At 70.4% G+C, this 14265-nt stretch carries 14 protein-coding genes; 8 read left to right on the top strand and 6 right to left on the bottom strand.

The genetic code is table 11. The annotated features are described in order from the left end of the window. Positions 1-35: 35 nt before the first annotated feature. Positions 36-1274 (top strand): CaiB/BaiF CoA-transferase family protein, encoded by a 1239-nt coding sequence (locus G5B46_RS03485; RefSeq protein WP_165256080.1) that lies wholly within the window; start codon positions 36-38, stop codon positions 1272-1274. Between the two features lie 191 nt (positions 1275-1465). Here G5B46_RS03485 and G5B46_RS03480 read toward each other — a convergent pair whose 3' ends face one another. Further along, a complete protein-coding gene (locus G5B46_RS03480) occupies positions 1466-2005 on the bottom strand; it encodes a CAP domain-containing protein (RefSeq protein ID WP_165256078.1) in 540 nt (179 codons plus the stop codon). A gap of 249 nt (positions 2006-2254) precedes the next feature. Here G5B46_RS03480 and G5B46_RS03475 point away from each other — a divergent pair, with 249 nt between their 5' ends. After that, on the top strand, positions 2255-2911 hold the full coding sequence (locus G5B46_RS03475; protein ID WP_165256076.1) for a hypothetical protein: 657 nt from the start codon (positions 2255-2257) through the stop codon (positions 2909-2911). A gap of 12 nt (positions 2912-2923) precedes the next feature. Continuing rightward, on the top strand, positions 2924-3610 hold the full coding sequence (locus G5B46_RS03470; RefSeq protein ID WP_205691438.1) for an isochorismatase family protein: 687 nt from the start codon (positions 2924-2926) through the stop codon (positions 3608-3610). Between the two features lie 42 nt (positions 3611-3652). Here G5B46_RS03470 and G5B46_RS03465 read toward each other — a convergent pair whose 3' ends face one another. After that, positions 3653-4642 (bottom strand): zinc-dependent alcohol dehydrogenase family protein, encoded by a 990-nt coding sequence (locus G5B46_RS03465; protein WP_165256074.1) that lies wholly within the window; start codon positions 4640-4642, stop codon positions 3653-3655. Between the two features lie 170 nt (positions 4643-4812). Between G5B46_RS03465 and G5B46_RS03460 the strand changes: the two genes are divergently transcribed. After that, a complete protein-coding gene (locus G5B46_RS03460; protein ID WP_165256072.1) occupies positions 4813-5712 on the top strand; it encodes a LysR family transcriptional regulator in 900 nt (299 codons plus the stop codon). A gap of 97 nt (positions 5713-5809) precedes the next feature. Here the strand turns inward: G5B46_RS03460 and G5B46_RS03455 are convergent, their stop codons facing one another. Then, positions 5810-6412: a hypothetical protein gene (locus tag G5B46_RS03455; protein ID WP_240903336.1), complete on the bottom strand. Its 603-nt coding sequence runs from the start codon at positions 6410-6412 to the stop codon at positions 5810-5812. Between the two features lie 276 nt (positions 6413-6688). Here G5B46_RS03455 and G5B46_RS03450 point away from each other — a divergent pair, with 276 nt between their 5' ends. Then, positions 6689-7918, top strand: a complete 1230-nt coding sequence (locus tag G5B46_RS03450) for a class I SAM-dependent RNA methyltransferase (RefSeq protein ID WP_165256068.1) — start codon at positions 6689-6691, stop codon at positions 7916-7918. A 7-nt stretch (positions 7919-7925) separates the two neighbouring features. Continuing rightward, entirely contained in the window at positions 7926-9011 is a 1086-nt protein-coding gene (locus G5B46_RS03445) for a class I SAM-dependent methyltransferase (protein WP_165256066.1), read from the top strand. Positions 9012-9124: 113 nt separating this feature from the next. On the opposite strand, the gene G5B46_RS03440 is transcribed toward G5B46_RS03445, so the two are convergent. The 3 genes from G5B46_RS03440 to G5B46_RS03430 form a co-directional block, all read right to left on the bottom strand. Further along, complete coding sequence (locus G5B46_RS03440; protein ID WP_165256064.1) at positions 9125-9907, bottom strand: VOC family protein; 783 nt, start codon at positions 9905-9907, stop codon at positions 9125-9127. A 91-nt stretch (positions 9908-9998) separates the two neighbouring features. After that, positions 9999-10415, bottom strand: a complete 417-nt coding sequence (locus G5B46_RS03435; protein WP_165256062.1) for a GFA family protein — start codon at positions 10413-10415, stop codon at positions 9999-10001. A 228-nt stretch (positions 10416-10643) separates the two neighbouring features. Next, positions 10644-11750: a PA0069 family radical SAM protein gene (locus tag G5B46_RS03430; protein ID WP_165256060.1), complete on the bottom strand. Its 1107-nt coding sequence runs from the start codon at positions 11748-11750 to the stop codon at positions 10644-10646. A gap of 81 nt (positions 11751-11831) precedes the next feature. On the opposite strand from G5B46_RS03430, the gene G5B46_RS03425 reads away from it, so the two are divergent. Together G5B46_RS03425 and G5B46_RS03420 are read left to right on the top strand one after the other, a co-directional pair. Further along, positions 11832-12311, top strand: coding sequence for a cell wall biosynthesis glycosyltransferase (locus G5B46_RS03425; protein ID WP_165256058.1), 480 nt, complete (start codon positions 11832-11834; stop codon positions 12309-12311). Between the two features lie 172 nt (positions 12312-12483). Beyond that, a complete protein-coding gene (locus tag G5B46_RS03420; protein WP_165256056.1) occupies positions 12484-14250 on the top strand; it encodes a chloride channel protein in 1767 nt (588 codons plus the stop codon). Positions 14251-14265 lie beyond the last annotated feature (15 nt).

Genomic DNA, 14265 nt, shown 5'->3' with positions numbered 1-14265 from the left:
CGGCGCCCGCAACAGGAATATCCGGAGCAGTCGCCTTGCGATCAGACGTCAGGCCCGGCACCGCCCTCTCGGGGGTCAAGGTGCTCGATCTTTCCCGCGTGCTGGCTGGTCCCTGGGCGACCCAGGCCCTGGCCGACATGGGCGCCGAGGTGGTGAAGGTCGAGCGGCCGGGCGTCGGCGACGACACCCGCGCCTGGGGGCCCCCGTTCTTCGAGACGACGGACGGAAGCCGGGGCGACGCCGCCTACTTCACCTGCGCGAACCGCAACAAGCGCTCGGTGACCATCGACATGGCCGACCCGCGCGGCGCCGAACTGATCCGCCAGATGGCCGCCGAGGCCGACGTGGTGGTCGAGAACTTCAAGGTCGGGGGGCTGGCCAAGTACGGCTTGGACTACGACAGCCTGGCGGCGATCAATCCGCGCCTCGTCTACTGCTCGATCACCGGCTTTGGACAGACCGGGCCCTACGCGGCGCGGGCCGGCTACGACTACATGATCCAGGCCATGGGCGGGCTGATGTCGATCACCGGCCAGCCGGACGGGACCGACGGCGCCGAGCCGATGAAGGTGGGCGTCGCGGTCGTCGACCTGTTCACCGGCCTCTATGCGGCCAACGCCATTCTCTGCGGCCTGCTGCACGCCCGCGCGACCGGGGATGGCCAGCACATGGACATCGCCCTGTTCGACGTGCAGGCCGCCGTGCTGGCCAACCAGGCCAGCAACTACTTCGCCACGGGCCAGGCGCCCGGGCGCCTGGGCAACGCCCACCCCAACCTCGCGCCCTACCAGGTGTTCGCCACGGCCGACGGAGCCATGGTGCTGGCGGTCGGCAACGACGGCCAGTTCCGGGCCTTCGCCAAGGCGGCCGATGCGCCGCAGCTCGCCGAGGATCCGCGTTTCGCGACCAACGCCCAGCGGGTGGCCGCGCGGGCGCAGCTGGCGGCGGCCATGGCCCCGGTTCTGGTCACGCGTACGACGCGCGATTGGATCGCCCTGCTGGAGGCCGCCGGCGTGCCCTGCGGGCCGATCAACGGCATCGACCAGGTGTTCGAGGAACCGCAGGCGGTGCATCGCCAGTTGGTGGTGGAGCAGGCGCGCGAGGATCTGGCCGCGCCGATCCGCACCGTCGCCTCCCCGATCCGGGCCTCGCGCACGCCGGTGGTCGTGGAGCGCCCGCCGCCGGCCCTGGGGGCGGACACGGCGGCGGTGCTGGCAGGGTTGGGCAAGAGCCAGGCGGAGGTCGCGGCGCTGAAGGCGGCGGGGGTGATCTAGAATCCCCCTCCAACAAAGCTCGTCATCCCGGGCGGAGCGAAGCGGAGACCCGGGACCCAGGGGCCGCCGCATAGCGCTGGCAATGCGCTGAAGCGCCAGATATCGCCGCCGAGCCCGGTCTCCTGGGTCCCGGATAAGCCCTTCGGGCTTTCCGGGATGACGAGCTTGGAGGTCTGGGAGGGACCCCCCCCCTACCGCGCCGCCCGCGCGACGCCTTCGGGCATGGCGCCGGCGAAGTCGATGACGCACATGGCGCCGTACGAGCGGTGGCCGCCGCAGGCGACGCCGGCGCTGCTGTAGCCGGTCGACAGGATGTTGCGGCGATGGCATCGGCCCGGCACGCGGCTGTCGACCACCAGCTGGCGCACCACGTCGCGAGGGTGTTCGTAGCCGTAGGAGATGTTCTCGGCCGACATGCCGGCGAAGACGCCATACTTGCGCAGCCGCTGGCCCAGGCCGCCGCTCGCGCCGTGGCCGACCGAGCCGCGGGAGGCTTGCGCGCTGGCGTGGTCGCGGGCGGCGGCGTCGATGCGGCCGTCGGCGGTCAGCGGCGGCAGGGGGCGCTGGCGCTGCAGCTCGGCGATCGCTTCATCGAGGGCGTCGGGGTCCTCGCCATACAGCGGCTCGGCGCGACGCAGTTCGTCGGCATAGGCCCGGGGATTGGCGCGGACGTAGTTGATCTCGTCGAGGACCGCCTGCTCCTGGCTCTGGGCGGCGGCCACTTGCGGCATGCAAAGTGAGAAGGGGGCGAGCAGCAACAGTCCGGCGAACGCCAGGCCTGGGCGACGGTAAGAACGCATACGAACCTACGATACGGAAAAGCCCCTCGGTGCGTGCTGTAGCACGCTTCATCGGATTCGCACCTGTCCGCGGCGTCGCACCCCGGGGTTCCTATCCGCGAGGCGAGAAAACCGGCGACGGCGCGCCGGGGCGCCTTTCCAGGCGGCATCAAGACGGCCTGACAACCGCCGGATTCCACGATGCTTCTCGCCCTGATCACGCTGCTGCACGTGCTGGTCTTCGTCTACTGGCTGGGCGGGGACCTGGGGGCCTTCTACACCTCGCGCTACGCCGCCGACCCGACCCGCACGGTCAAGGAGCGGGGCTTGGCGCTGAAGGTGCTGGCCGACATCGACATGGCTCCGCGCACCTGCCTGATCCTGGCCCTGCCCACGGGCCTGACCCTGGCCAAGCTGAAGGTCTGGTGGGACGTCCCGCCCGAGGGCGTGGCCGCGGTCTGGGCGCTGTGCCTGTTCTGGCTGACCATGGCCTGGGCCATCCACATTCATCACAGCCCGCCCAAGGCCGGGGTGCGCCGCATCGACATCGCCATCCGCTGGGGCGTGCTGGTCGCGCTGGCCGGCTTCGGCGCCGCCAGCCTCGTGGGCCTGACGACCGCGCCGCTGTTCCTGGCCCTGAAGATGCTGATCCTGGCGATCGCCATCGGCTGCGGCCTGTTCATCCGCAAGCTTCTGGCCCCGCTGGGCCCGCCGGTCGTCGCCATGATGACCACCGGCCCAACGCCCGAGGGCGATGCGACCATCGCCGCGGTGCTGGAGAAGACCCGGCCCGTGGTCGTCAGCCTCTGGATTCTGCTGATCCTCGCCGCGCTGCTCGGCCTCTGGACCCCCGCCTGAAGGAGCCCCGCCATGACCCTGCGCTTCGAACCCACCATGGTCCGCGAGGACAAGACCGCCCGCCAGCTCTATGAAGCGGTGAAGGCCAATCCGGCCCGCGCCCGCTTCGGCTTCGGGAGCAAGGCGGCGGTGGTCAATATCGACTTCCAGCAGGCCTACACCCGGCCCGACCTGTTTCCCAAGAGCGCCTACGTCACCGATCCCGACCAGATCGCCCACGTGAACCGCCTCTCGGCCCTGGCCCGGGCGCGCGGCATGCCGGTGATCTGGACGCGGGTGATGTACAAGCCCGACGGCGGCGACGCCGGCGTCTGGGGCACGCGCACCGACACCCCCGACAGCCTGCAGAACATCAAGCAGAACAGCGAACGCCACGCCTTCGACCCGCGCGTCGAGATCGACCAGGCCGTGGATCTCGTCTTCGACAAGCGCATGCCCAGCGCGTTCTTCGAGAGCCCGCTGCAGAGCTATCTGGTCTGGCACAAGGTCGACACGGTGATCCTCACCGGCGGCTCGACCAGCGGCTGCGTGCGCGCCAGCGCGGTCGAAAGCCTCTCGCGCGGCTATCGCACCATCGTTCCCGAGCAATGCGTGGCCGACAAGCACGAGAGCTACCACTACGCCAACCTGACCGACCTGCAGCTGAAGTACGCCGACGTGGTGGACGTGGAAGAGGCGGCGGCGTGGTTGAAGGGGTGAGGGGATGGTCGGAGAGACGGGCTTGTCCCTCCGACCACGCGCTCAGACGTTCACGACGACCTTGCCGATCTGCTCGTTGGATTCGAGGTAGCGATGGGCGTCCTGGATCTGGTCCAGGGGGAAGGTGCGAGCGATCACCGGCTTCAGCGCGCCGGTTGCCAGCCCTTCGAGAATGAAGGCCTTGGCGCGGGCCAGCTTGTCATCGCTGGAGACGATCTCGTTATAGAGATAGCCCCGCAGGGTCAGTGACTTGCCCAGCACCGTAAACAGCGGGAAGGGCGTCGGAGCGGGGCTGAGGGCGCCGTACAGCAGCAGCACGCCGCCGGGCGCCATACTGGCGGTCAGCGGCTCGAACGACGGCCCGCCGACCGGATCGAAGACCACGCGTGCGCCGCGGCCGTCGGTGACCTCGGCGACGCGGGCGACGAGATCCTCTTCTTCGGTGGCGACGACATGGTGGGCGCCGGCCGCCAGCAGGGCGTCGCGCTTGGCGCCGGTGCGGGTGGTGGCGATCACGGTGGCGCCGACCATGCGAGCGATCTGGAAGGCCGCGAGGCCGACGCTGCTGGAGGCGGCGGTGACGATCACGTAATCGCCCGCCGACAGGGCGGCCTGCTCGATCAGCGCGCCCCAGGCGGTGACGTACTGCATCCAGCTGGCGGCGGCCTCCTCGAACGAGATCGTCTCCGGATGGCGCACGAGATAGCGGGCCGGCGCATTGGCGACCTCGCCATAGGTTCCCCAGCGGGCGATGTCGTGCGGCGGGATCAGGCTGACCGCATCGCCGGGCATGAAGTCGGTCACGTCGGCTCCGACCTGCGTGACGACGCCAGCAGCCTCGTAGCCCAGGCGGCTGGGGAACTGTGCTTCCTGCAGGTAGGCGTGATTGCGGAACATCACCTCGGCGCGGTTCAGACCGATGCTGCGGACGGCGAACTGCACCTCGTCGGCAGCCGGCGGCGGCTGGGGCAGGTCTTCGATCCGCAGGACGTCGGCGTCGCCGTAGTCGTGGATGCGAACGATGCGGGCCATGCTGGGCTCCTGTTTCGATAAACCCGGAAAGAGGGCCGGGCGGACGATGCAGCAGCTAAGGCGGCGACAGGCGGTCCGGAAGCACGCCCGTGCCTATCTCACTGTTATTGAAATTGATAACAATGGATCGATTGTTCGCCCGGTTGGTGGCGGTTGGACGGGGAAACGCATTGGATTTCGCCCAGAAGCTCAGGATCTTCGTCGCGGTGGCCGAGGCAGGCAGCTTCGCCCGGGCGGCCACGGCCCTGGGCATGTCGCGCCCCGGCGTGACGAACGCCGTCGCTGGCCTGGAGACCGAACTGGGCGTGCGCCTGCTGCAGCGGACGACGCGACGGACCAGGCTAACCGGCGAGGGAGAGGCCTTCATCGATCGCGCCGTGACGCTGCTGGCCGACGTGGCCGAAGCCAAGGCGATGTTCGCACCGCCGGATAGCGTTCTGCGCGGGCGGCTGCGGGTCGACATCCCCACGGCGCTGGCCAGGCCCCTGATCATCCCGCGCCTAGGCGAGTTCACGGCGCGCCATCCCGAGGTGGAACTGGTGCTCGGTGTGGGCGACCTCGACATGGATCTGGTGTCAGAGGGCGTCGATTGCGTAGTCAGGCTGGGCGAGTTCCCGGCCAGCAGCCTGGTCGGCCGGTCGATCGGCAGGTTGCGGATGGTGACCTGCGCGGCGCCGAGCTATCTCGAACGCCAGGGCGTGCCGATGTCGCTGGACGACCTAGCCACGCATCGGGCGGTGAATTTCCATTCCGGCCGAACCCGCAGAGCGATACCTTTCGAATTCGAGACCGATGACGGGCGTCGGAGTTTCACCTTGCGCTCGACTGTGACGGTGAACAGCGGCGACGCCTATGTCGAATGCGGACTGCTGGGCCTGGGGATCATCCAGCCGCCCTGGGTGGGGGTCAGCGGTTTCATGGAGGCTGGGCGCCTGGTCGAGGTGTTGCCGAACCTGGCGCCGCCGCTCAAGCCAGTCTCGGTTCTCTACCCCCACCGGCGGCACGTGCCGCCCCAGGTGCGCGCCTTCATCGATTGGGTCGAGACCTTGGTTCGCTCGATCGGAGCCTAGTTTCGATCGCCACGCCCAAACAAAAAGGTCGCCGGCTCGGGGAGCCGGCGACCTGAAGTCATGTGGAGTTCCGGAGAGGAAATCCGCCTAGAGAAACTTAGTCGACGACCTGGTAGCGGCCCGAGGCGTCGGGGCAGACGCGGACGAAGCGCTTCTGGGTGCGGCCGTCGGGCAGGTAGATCGGGCTTTCGGCCAGGGTGCAGCCGTTGGCGTCGGCGCGGCCTTCGGTCACGCGGTAGGAGCGCTCCGACTCGTAGGTGTAGCCGGCGCCGCCGCGGCGATCGTAGTAGGCGTCGTCATACCCGCCGTTGTCGTAGCCGCGGTCGTAGTCGTTGTAGGCGCGGGGCGGGGGAGGCGGCGGCGGGGGAACCGCGCCGGGCGCGCAGGCGGCCGAGCTGCGGCCGATATTGCCGCCGACGACGGCGCCGAGCAGGCCGCCCAGCACAGCGCCTTCGGTCTTGGCGCCGCGACCCGCGACGCTGCTGCCGATGGCCGCGCCGATGCCGGCGCCGGCCAGGCCGCCGCCGGTGGTGCGGTTGGTCGTGCTGCGGCGGCAGGGGTCGTAGTAGTAGCCGTTACGGTCGTAGGCTCCGCCCTGATAGGCGCCCGAGCCATAGGCCTGGGCCGAGGCGACGGTCGGAGCCGCGGCGCCGACGAGGGCCGCGCCGGCGACGAGGGCGCTGATGGCGGTCCGGATCATCATCGAGAAACTCTCCCTGAAAGCGGGCGTGACGATCGGGGGACCGTCCGTTGTCCGCACCATGCCAAGCCGTACCTGAACGGTCGTTGACCGGACCGTTCATCTTCGTTCACGCACCAGTTCGTTCACGCATGAGGGCGGCGAATGAGGTATGGACGCGCTCGAACTGGCTTCTTCGGCGTCGAACTTGGCGCGGAAGAGGCGAAATTGGGGCCACGCCTGCGGCGAGGCTTGAACGGATCGGAACCGGTGAAGGTTCCCGAAGGCGACTATCGAATGCGTGAACTGAAAATCGACGCCGTCGGCGGCCAGGGCGACGGCGTCGCCGCCGGTCCGGCCTTCGTGCCCCTGACCCTGCCGGGCGAGCGGATCACCGCCCGCATGGAGGGCCCGCGCGGCGAACTGGCCGAGATTCTCGAGGCCAGCCCCGAGCGCGTCGATCCGGCCTGCAAGCACTTCGGCCACTGCGGCGGCTGCGCCCTGCAGCACTGGGACATCGCGCCCTATCTGGACTGGAAGCGCGAGCAGGTGCGCCTTCAGCTGAAGCGCGAGCGCATCGAGGTCGAGATCCTGCCGACCTTCGCCTCGCCGCCGGCCTCGCGCCGCCGGGTGGCCCTGCACGCCCGCGGCGGCAAGGGCGGCGTGCGCCTGGGCTTCAAGGAGCGCCGCTCGTGGAACCTGGTGAAGATCGAGGAATGCCCGGTCGCCCACCCCAGGATCGTCGCGGCCCTGCCGGGCCTGGCGCGCCTGGCGCAGCCGTTCCTGGAGCACCCGAAATCGGCCCCGACGCTGCACGTGACCCTTACCGGCACGGGCCTGGACATCGACGTCACCGGCGTTGAGCGCAAGAGCGGCGGGCTGTCGGCCGACGCCCGCGTGCAGGCGGCCATGACCGCCGGCGAGTTCGACTTCGCCCGCGTCACCCTGGCCGGCGAGACGCTGTACATGGCCCGCCAGCCGCTGGTGAAGCTGGGCCCGGCGATCGTGCCGTTGCCGGCCGGCTCGTTCCTGCAGGCCGTGCCCGCCGCCGAGCAGGCTATGGCCGACTTCACCCTGGCGCACGTGGCGGGGGCGGCCAGGGTGGCCGACCTCTTCAGCGGCGTCGGCACCTTCACCTTCCGCCTGGCGCAGGAGGCCTCGGTCTACGCCGCCGATTTCGCCGAGCCGGCCATCGCGGCCCTGAAGGCGGCCGTCGGCTCGGCGCCCGGCCTGAAGGCGATCGTCGCCGAGGCCCGCGACCTGACCCGCCGGCCGGTGCTGTCGACCGAGCTCGACAAGATGGACGCCGTGGTCTTCGACCCGCCGCGCGCGGGCGCGCTGGAGCAGACGGTCGAGATCGCCAAGTCCAAGGTCTCGCGGGTGGTCGGCGTGTCGTGCAATCCGACGACCTTCGCCCGTGACGCAGGCCTGCTGATCGACGCCGGCTTCAAGCTGGAGAAGGTGCTGCCGGTGGACCAGTTCCTCTGGTCGCCGCATATTGAGCTGGTCGGGGTCTTTTCGCGATGAGGCGAGGATGGGCCAAGCCAGTGGTCGGGACGATGGGGTAGGGGCGCAGCGGCGCGGGGCCTTCGCCCTCGACGCCGCCGCCCAGCGGGGCAAGGCCGCCGCCAAGGCGGCCTGGTGGACGGCCGCCGGAGGGCTGGCCAAGTTCATCACCCGCCCGACCGAGGGCAAGGCCGCGCCGCGCTTTGCGTCCGACGCGCCGCCGGTCTCGCAGCGGCGCCTGCGCCGGGCCTATCTGGCGGCTTTCGAGAAGGACGCCGCCGACGTCGCCGCCGGCCTTTATCCGCCGATGGAGGACGCGCCCATCCATCCGGCCGCCTCGATCCTCAAGGCCTGGGACTTCCTGGCCGACGCCCGCGAGGTCGATCTGCGCCGCCGCCGGGGCGATGGCGTCGAGGTGCGCGACGATCCGAAAAGTCAGGGCTATCCAGCCTATTACCGGCAGAACTTCCACTATCAGTCGGGCGGCTGGTTCACCGCCGCCAGCGCCCGCCGCTACGACGCCCAGGTCGAGGCGCTGTTCTCCGGCGCGGCCGGAGCGATGCGCCGGCGCGCCCTCTCGCTCCTGGCCCGGCACTGGCGGGGGCGCGATCAGCGCGACCTGCGGGCGGTGGACGTGGCCTGCGGCTCGGGCGCGTTCCTGCGCGATCTGGCGCAGGCCTTTCCACGCGCGGCCCTGGCGGGCGTCGACCTGTCGCCGGCCTATCTGAACGAGGCCCGATCGCGATCGGGGCGGGGCGTGGTGCAGGCCAACGCCGAACGCCTGCCGCTGGCCGACGACAGCCTGGACGCGGCGACCTGCGTCTACCTGTTCCACGAACTGCCGCCGCGCGTGCGCCCGATCGTCGCCGCCGAGATCGCTCGGGTGCTGAGGCCCGGCGGCGTGCTGGCCTTCGCCGATTCCGTGCAGCCCAGCGACGAGCCGCAGCTGGCCCGGATGTTGGAGGCCTTTCCGGCCTATTTCCACGAGCCGTTCTACGGCAGCTACGCGCAGACCGACCTGGAGGCGCTGTTCCAGACGGCGGGGCTGCGGGTGATCGGGCGCGACAAGGCCTTCCTGACCAAGGCGCTGCTGCTGGAGAAGGCGCCGCGCTGACCCCCTCCGGCCCTCCGGGCCACCTCCCCCAGAGGGGGAGGATCTATCCGCCAACGATGCTCCCCCTTTGGGGGAGCTGTCGCGGAGCGACTGAGGGGGCCGCCCGGACCGTGCTACTGCGCGGTGCTCACCACCGCGAAACCCGCCCCCTGCGGGTCGGTCGCCATGTAGATCCAGCTGCCGCCGGGCACCTGGTGGACATCCATCATAGTCGTGGCGCCGGCGGCCACGGCGCGGTCGCGGGCGGCCGAGGCGCTGTCGACCTGGGCGTAATAGTTCCAGAACGACACCGGCATGTCGGGTAGCCGGGTCATCATGCCGCCGATGTCGGGGCCGCCGGCCTCGTAGGCGAACAGCTGGTAGGTTCCCATCGGCCCCATGTCGATGGCTTGGGTCTTCACCCAGCCGAACAGCTTGGAATAGAAGGAAAACGCGCCCTCCAGGTCGCCGGCCATCAGCTCGCGCCAGCCGAACGTGCCGGGCGCGCCGTCGGCCGGTTGCGGCGGGATCTCGTCCTGGGGAAACGGCTTGAACAGGGTGAAGACCGCGCCGTACGGGTCGGCGACGACCGAGAACCGCCCGACGCCGGGGATGTCGTCGGCGGGCATGAACACCGAACCGCCGGCCTCGACCACCTTGCCGACATAGGCGTCGACGTCGTCGACGAAGATGTAGCCGATCCAGCCGGGACGGGCGCCTTCGGGGCAGCCGCCCTCGGGCGTGAAGACGCCGCCGACCCCGGCCGCGCCGACGTTGAGGATCATGTACCTGGTCGGGCCGGGCATGCCGGAATCCGTCGGGGTCCAGCCCACGACCTTGGCGTAGAAGGCGGACGCGGCGTCCACGTCGGTGGTCATCAGTTCGTACCAGCCAAACCGCCCGTTGGTGTCGGACATCGCTCTCTCCCTTTATTTCCGGCCCGGCTCGGGCCGCTTTCGACGCAAGGACGAACGGCGCCGGCCCGTCCCGACAGGCGGCGCGTGATTTCTAGCCCGGCATGGTCTCGAAGGCCTCCAGGCCTTCCGGCAGCACCACCCAGGCCGGCTTGTCGCGCAGGAACAGGGCCATGGTCGGCGCGAACAGCGAGGCGTCGTCCAGCGAGCCGGCATAGATCGTGTGGCTGTCGTCGACCCCGACCTCGCCGCCGAAGACGAGACCGCCGCAGACGGGGCAGGCGTTGCGCAGGGCCTCTCCGCCGCGGAAGGCCGGCGAGCGCACCTTCAGCGTCTCGCCGGTGATCGCCACCGCCGAGGCGGGAAAACCCATGAACGGAACGAAGCCCGAGCCGGACGCCCTGCGGCAGTCGGCGCAGCAGCAATAGCCCTGATACAGGGGGCGGCCCGTCGCGCTCCAGCGCACCGCGCCGCAAAGGCATCCACCGGAATAACGCTGTTCGCTCGTCATGGGCGGCATTGATGGACCTTCCTGTGACAGGCGCAAGCGTGGATGCCTTCGAACATCCTTCCGCCTCTCCAAGCCCGTCATCCCGGCCGAAGCGAAGCGGAGAGCCGGGACCCAGGGGACTGGGCGCAGCGCTTGCACGAACCGCCAAAGCGACGGCCGGCGCAGTACGGCGGCTCCTGGGTCCCGGATAAGCGCTGCGCGCTTTCCGGGATGACGGTCGGTGAGAAGCTAGAACAAACTCAACTGATCCCCCGCCTTGGGCGGGACGCGGAACTGGGAGGTGTCGAGGCGGGGCAGGGGGCTGTCGAGTTCGAAGCGCCGGAGCGCCGCGTGGAAGCGCTGGTTCAGCACCTCGGCCACCGGGCCCTCGCCGGTCATGCGCTTGCCGAACTCGCTGTCATAGGCCGCGCCGCCGCGCATCTGGCGCACCAGCGACATCACCCGCTTGGCGCGATCGGGATGGTCCGAGGCCAGCCATTGCTCGAACAGGCCGTGGATCTCCATCGGCAGGCGGATGGCGACGTAGCCGGCCGCCACCGCCCCGGCCTCCTTGGCCCGCTCCAGCACCGCCTCCATTTCGTGGTCGTTCAGCGACGGGATGGCCGGGGCGAACATGACGATGGTCGGAACGCCCGCTTCGGCAAGCTGCCGCACCGCGTCCAGCCGGCGTTCGGGCGTGGCCGCCCTTGGCTCCATGCTGCGGGCCAGCTTGCGGTCCAGCGTGGTGATCGACACCGCGGCTCTGGCCAGGCCCGCGCGGCCCATCTCGCCCAGGATGTCGAGATCGCGGGTGATCAGGGCCGACTTGGTGATGATCGAGAACGGGTGGCGAAAACGGCTGAGCGTCTCCAGCACCCCACGCGTGACGCGCAGGGAGCGCTCCTGCGGCTGGTAGGGATCGGTGTCGCCGCCGATGTGCACGCTGCCGACCTTGTAGGTCGGCTTGGAAAGCTCGCGGTCGAGCAGCTTGCCGGCCTCGGGCTTGAAGAACAGCTTGCTCTCGAAATCGAGCCCGGGCGAGAGGCCGAGATAGGCGTGGGCCGGGCGGGCGTAGCAGTAGATGCAACCGTGCTCGCAGCCGCGATAGGGATTGATCGAGCGGTCGAAGCCGACGTCGGGGCTCTTGTTGCGGGCGATGACGGTCTTGGACTTCATGGCCAGCACGCTGGTGGTCAGCACGCGGGCGGCGTTGTCGTCTTCGGTCCAGCCGTCGTCGAAGGGCTGGGAGGTTAGGCTCTCGTAGCGGCCGGTCTCGTTGCTGCGCGCGCCGCGTCCGCGCAGGGCGGCGGTCCCTTGCTTGTAGGCGGTGTCGGTGAACGAGCGGCGGGTCTGCATGTGGGCATCCTACGCTTGCATGCAGAACATAACAAGAACGATGCTTGACGATCGGTCCGGCGAGGCTTCAAAGGCCAACTCATGATCTCGGTGATCCTTCCCGCCGTCGCGCCCGTGCATGCGCTCGCCCAGCTCCTGGCCCAGCTGGTGCCGGCGGCCGTCGACGGCCTGGTCAAGGAGGTGGTGATCGCGGGCGCTTCCGAGCCGGGCCTGGAGGCGCTGATCGAGGACAGCGGCGCGCGGTTCGTGGCGGCTTCGGGCGAGCGGGGCGCCTTGCTGGCGGCGGGCGCGTCGGTGGCGCGGGGCGACTGGATCCTGGCGCTGGATCCGGCGCGCGGCCTGCCGGAGGCCTGGCGTGGCCCGGTCGAGGCGCATCTGGCCGGCGGGGCCGGTGCGGCGGCGCTGCTGGTTCCGGCGGGCGGCCTTCTGGCGCGACTGACGGCGGCGCCGGTGGGGCTGCTCGTGCGCCGGCTGGACTATGCGGCGGGCGCGGCTTTTGCCGGGAGCACGCCGGAGAAGGCGCTGGCGGGGCGGCTGAAGGCGCGGCGGGTTTCTCTCTAATCCCTCTCTCCTTGCGGGAGAGGGTGGCCTCCGGAGGAGGTCGGGTGAGGGGTCACTCAGAAGCTTGCGGAGAGGTCTTTCGACCCCTCATCCGTCGGCTATTGCCGACACCTTCTCCCGCAAGGGGAGAAGGGACGTTGCGGCGTCCCTGTAACCCGCGTTATCGAAAGCCATGTCGCTCGCCCACGCCTCCGCCGCCGCATCCGTGAAGTGGGTCGGCTGGCTGCGGCGCCGGATCCGCTCCAGCGAGCTTTGGCTGATCGCGGTGGCGACCCTGATCGGCGTGGCAGCCGGAACCTTCGCGGTCGTGCAGGCCCAGGTGGCGCACGGCCTGCAGATGCTGCTGTTCGAGATCGACATCAACGAGCGGCTCAGCGCCCAGACCCGCGTCGCGCCCTGGCGGCTGCTGGCCATTCCGGCCGGCGGGCTGCTGCTGGGCGGGATCACCTGGGCCTGGATGAAGTATCGCCCGCGCCCGGCCGTCGACCCCGTCGAGGCCAACGCCCTGCACGGCGGGCGGCTGTCGATGAAGGACAGCGCCTTCATCTGCGGCCAGACCATGCTGTCGAACGGGGTGGGGGCCTCGGTCGGGCTGGAGGCGGCCTACGCCCAGGCCGGGGCGGCCGCCGCCTCGTTCGCCGGCCAACGGCTGAACCTGCGCCGGGCCGACATGCGCACTCTGGTGGGCGCCGGCGCCGGCGCGGCCATCGCCGCGGCCTTCGGCGCGCCGTTGACGGGCGCCTTCTACGCCTTCGAGATCGTCATCGGGGCCTACACGGTCGCCAACCTCGCCCCCGTGGCCGCCGCCGCCCTGGCCGCCGTGCTGGTGGCCGGCAAGCTGGGCGCGATCCCGTACCTGCTGAAGACCGACACCCAGGCGGTGCAGTCGTGGACCGACTACGGCCTCTACGCCCTGGTGGGCCTGGCCTGCGCGGCGCTGGGCATCGCCCTGATGCGCCTGGTGGCCAACGCCGAGCGGCTGGTGACCCGCTCGCCGATCCCGCGCTGGCTGCGGCCGGCGATCGGCGGCGTGGGGCTGGCGGCGCTGGCGCTGATCACGCCCCAGACCCTGTCGGCCGGCCATGGGGCGCTGCACCTGAACCTGACCGCCGAGCTGCCGCTGAAGCTGCTTTTGATGCTGCTGGCCATGAAGGCCCTGGCCTCGGTGATCTCGCTGAGCTTCGGTTTCCGGGGCGGCCTGTTCTTCGCCTCGCTGTTCCTGGGCGCGCTGCTGGGCCAGGTGTTCTCGGCGATCTCGCTGCTGATCCCCTGGTCGCCGACCCTGGATCCGACGGTGGCGGCGCTGGTCGGCATGGCCGCGCTGGGCGTGGCCGTGGTCGGCGGGCCCTTCACCATGTCGTTCCTGGTTCTGGAGGCCACGGGCGACTTCACGGTGGCGGCCGCGGCCCTGGTGGCCTCGATGATCGCCAGCGCCATGGTGCGCGAGACCTTCGGCTATTCGTTCTCGACCTGGCGGCTGCACCTGCGCGGCGAGACCATCCGCAGCGCCCACGACGTGTCGTGGATGCGGCCGCTGAGCGCCGGCCGGATGATGCGCAAGGACGTGCAGACCGTGCCGGCCGAGACGACCCTGGCCGAGTTTCGCCGCCGCTTCCCGCTGGGCTCGACCAAGCGGGTGATCATGCTCGACGCGGCGGGGCTCTATGCCGGGGTGATCCCGACGGCGAAGGCCTATGCCGAGGGCGGCGATGGAGAGAAGCCGGTCGCGGGTCTGGCCATCAACGCCGAGGCGGCGCTGAAGCCCGAACAGTCGATCAAGGACGTCATGCGCGCCTTCGATCGCAGCGAGACCGACGAACTGGCGGTGATCGACGACAAGCGCAACGTACTGGGCGTGCTGTCGGAAGCCTACGCCACGCGGCGCTACGCCGAAGAGCTGGAGAAGGCGCGGCGGGAGCTGACGGGCGAGGCGGGGTGAGATTCCCTCTCCCCC

Origin of the sequence: Caulobacter sp. 602-2 (assembly GCF_011043625.1) — a bacterium.
Taxonomy (GTDB): Bacteria; Pseudomonadota; Alphaproteobacteria; order Caulobacterales; family Caulobacteraceae; genus Caulobacter.
This window is presented reverse-complemented; position numbering and strand designations above follow the sequence as displayed.

What these genes read in the sequence shown, in the direction of transcription:
- G5B46_RS03420 (WP_165256056.1), top strand. Translation starts at nt 12,484, where the DNA reads ATGTCGCTCGCCCACGCCTCCGCCGCCGCATCCGTGAAGTGGGTCGGC.
- G5B46_RS03440 (WP_165256064.1), bottom strand. Translation starts at nt 9,907, where the DNA reads ATGTCCGACACCAACGGGCGGTTTGGCTGGTACGAACTGATGACCACC.
- G5B46_RS03430 (WP_165256060.1), bottom strand. Translation starts at nt 11,750, where the DNA reads ATGCAGACCCGCCGCTCGTTCACCGACACCGCCTACAAGCAAGGGACC.
- G5B46_RS03465 (WP_165256074.1), bottom strand. Translation starts at nt 4,642, where the DNA reads ATGGCCCGCATCGTTCGCATCCACGACTACGGCGACGCCGACGTCCTG.
- G5B46_RS03455 (WP_240903336.1), bottom strand. Translation starts at nt 6,412, where the DNA reads ATGATCCGGACCGCCATCAGCGCCCTCGTCGCCGGCGCGGCCCTCGTC.
- G5B46_RS03450 (WP_165256068.1), top strand. Translation starts at nt 6,689, where the DNA reads ATGCGTGAACTGAAAATCGACGCCGTCGGCGGCCAGGGCGACGGCGTC.
- G5B46_RS03425 (WP_165256058.1), top strand. Translation starts at nt 11,832, where the DNA reads ATGATCTCGGTGATCCTTCCCGCCGTCGCGCCCGTGCATGCGCTCGCC.
- G5B46_RS03435 (WP_165256062.1), bottom strand. Translation starts at nt 10,415, where the DNA reads ATGACGAGCGAACAGCGTTATTCCGGTGGATGCCTTTGCGGCGCGGTG.
- G5B46_RS03470 (WP_205691438.1), top strand. Translation starts at nt 2,924, where the DNA reads ATGACCCTGCGCTTCGAACCCACCATGGTCCGCGAGGACAAGACCGCC.
- G5B46_RS03475 (WP_165256076.1), top strand. Translation starts at nt 2,255, where the DNA reads ATGCTTCTCGCCCTGATCACGCTGCTGCACGTGCTGGTCTTCGTCTAC.
- G5B46_RS03480 (WP_165256078.1), bottom strand. Translation starts at nt 2,005, where the DNA reads ATGCCGCAAGTGGCCGCCGCCCAGAGCCAGGAGCAGGCGGTCCTCGAC.
- G5B46_RS03445 (WP_165256066.1), top strand. Translation starts at nt 7,926, where the DNA reads ATGGGCCAAGCCAGTGGTCGGGACGATGGGGTAGGGGCGCAGCGGCGC.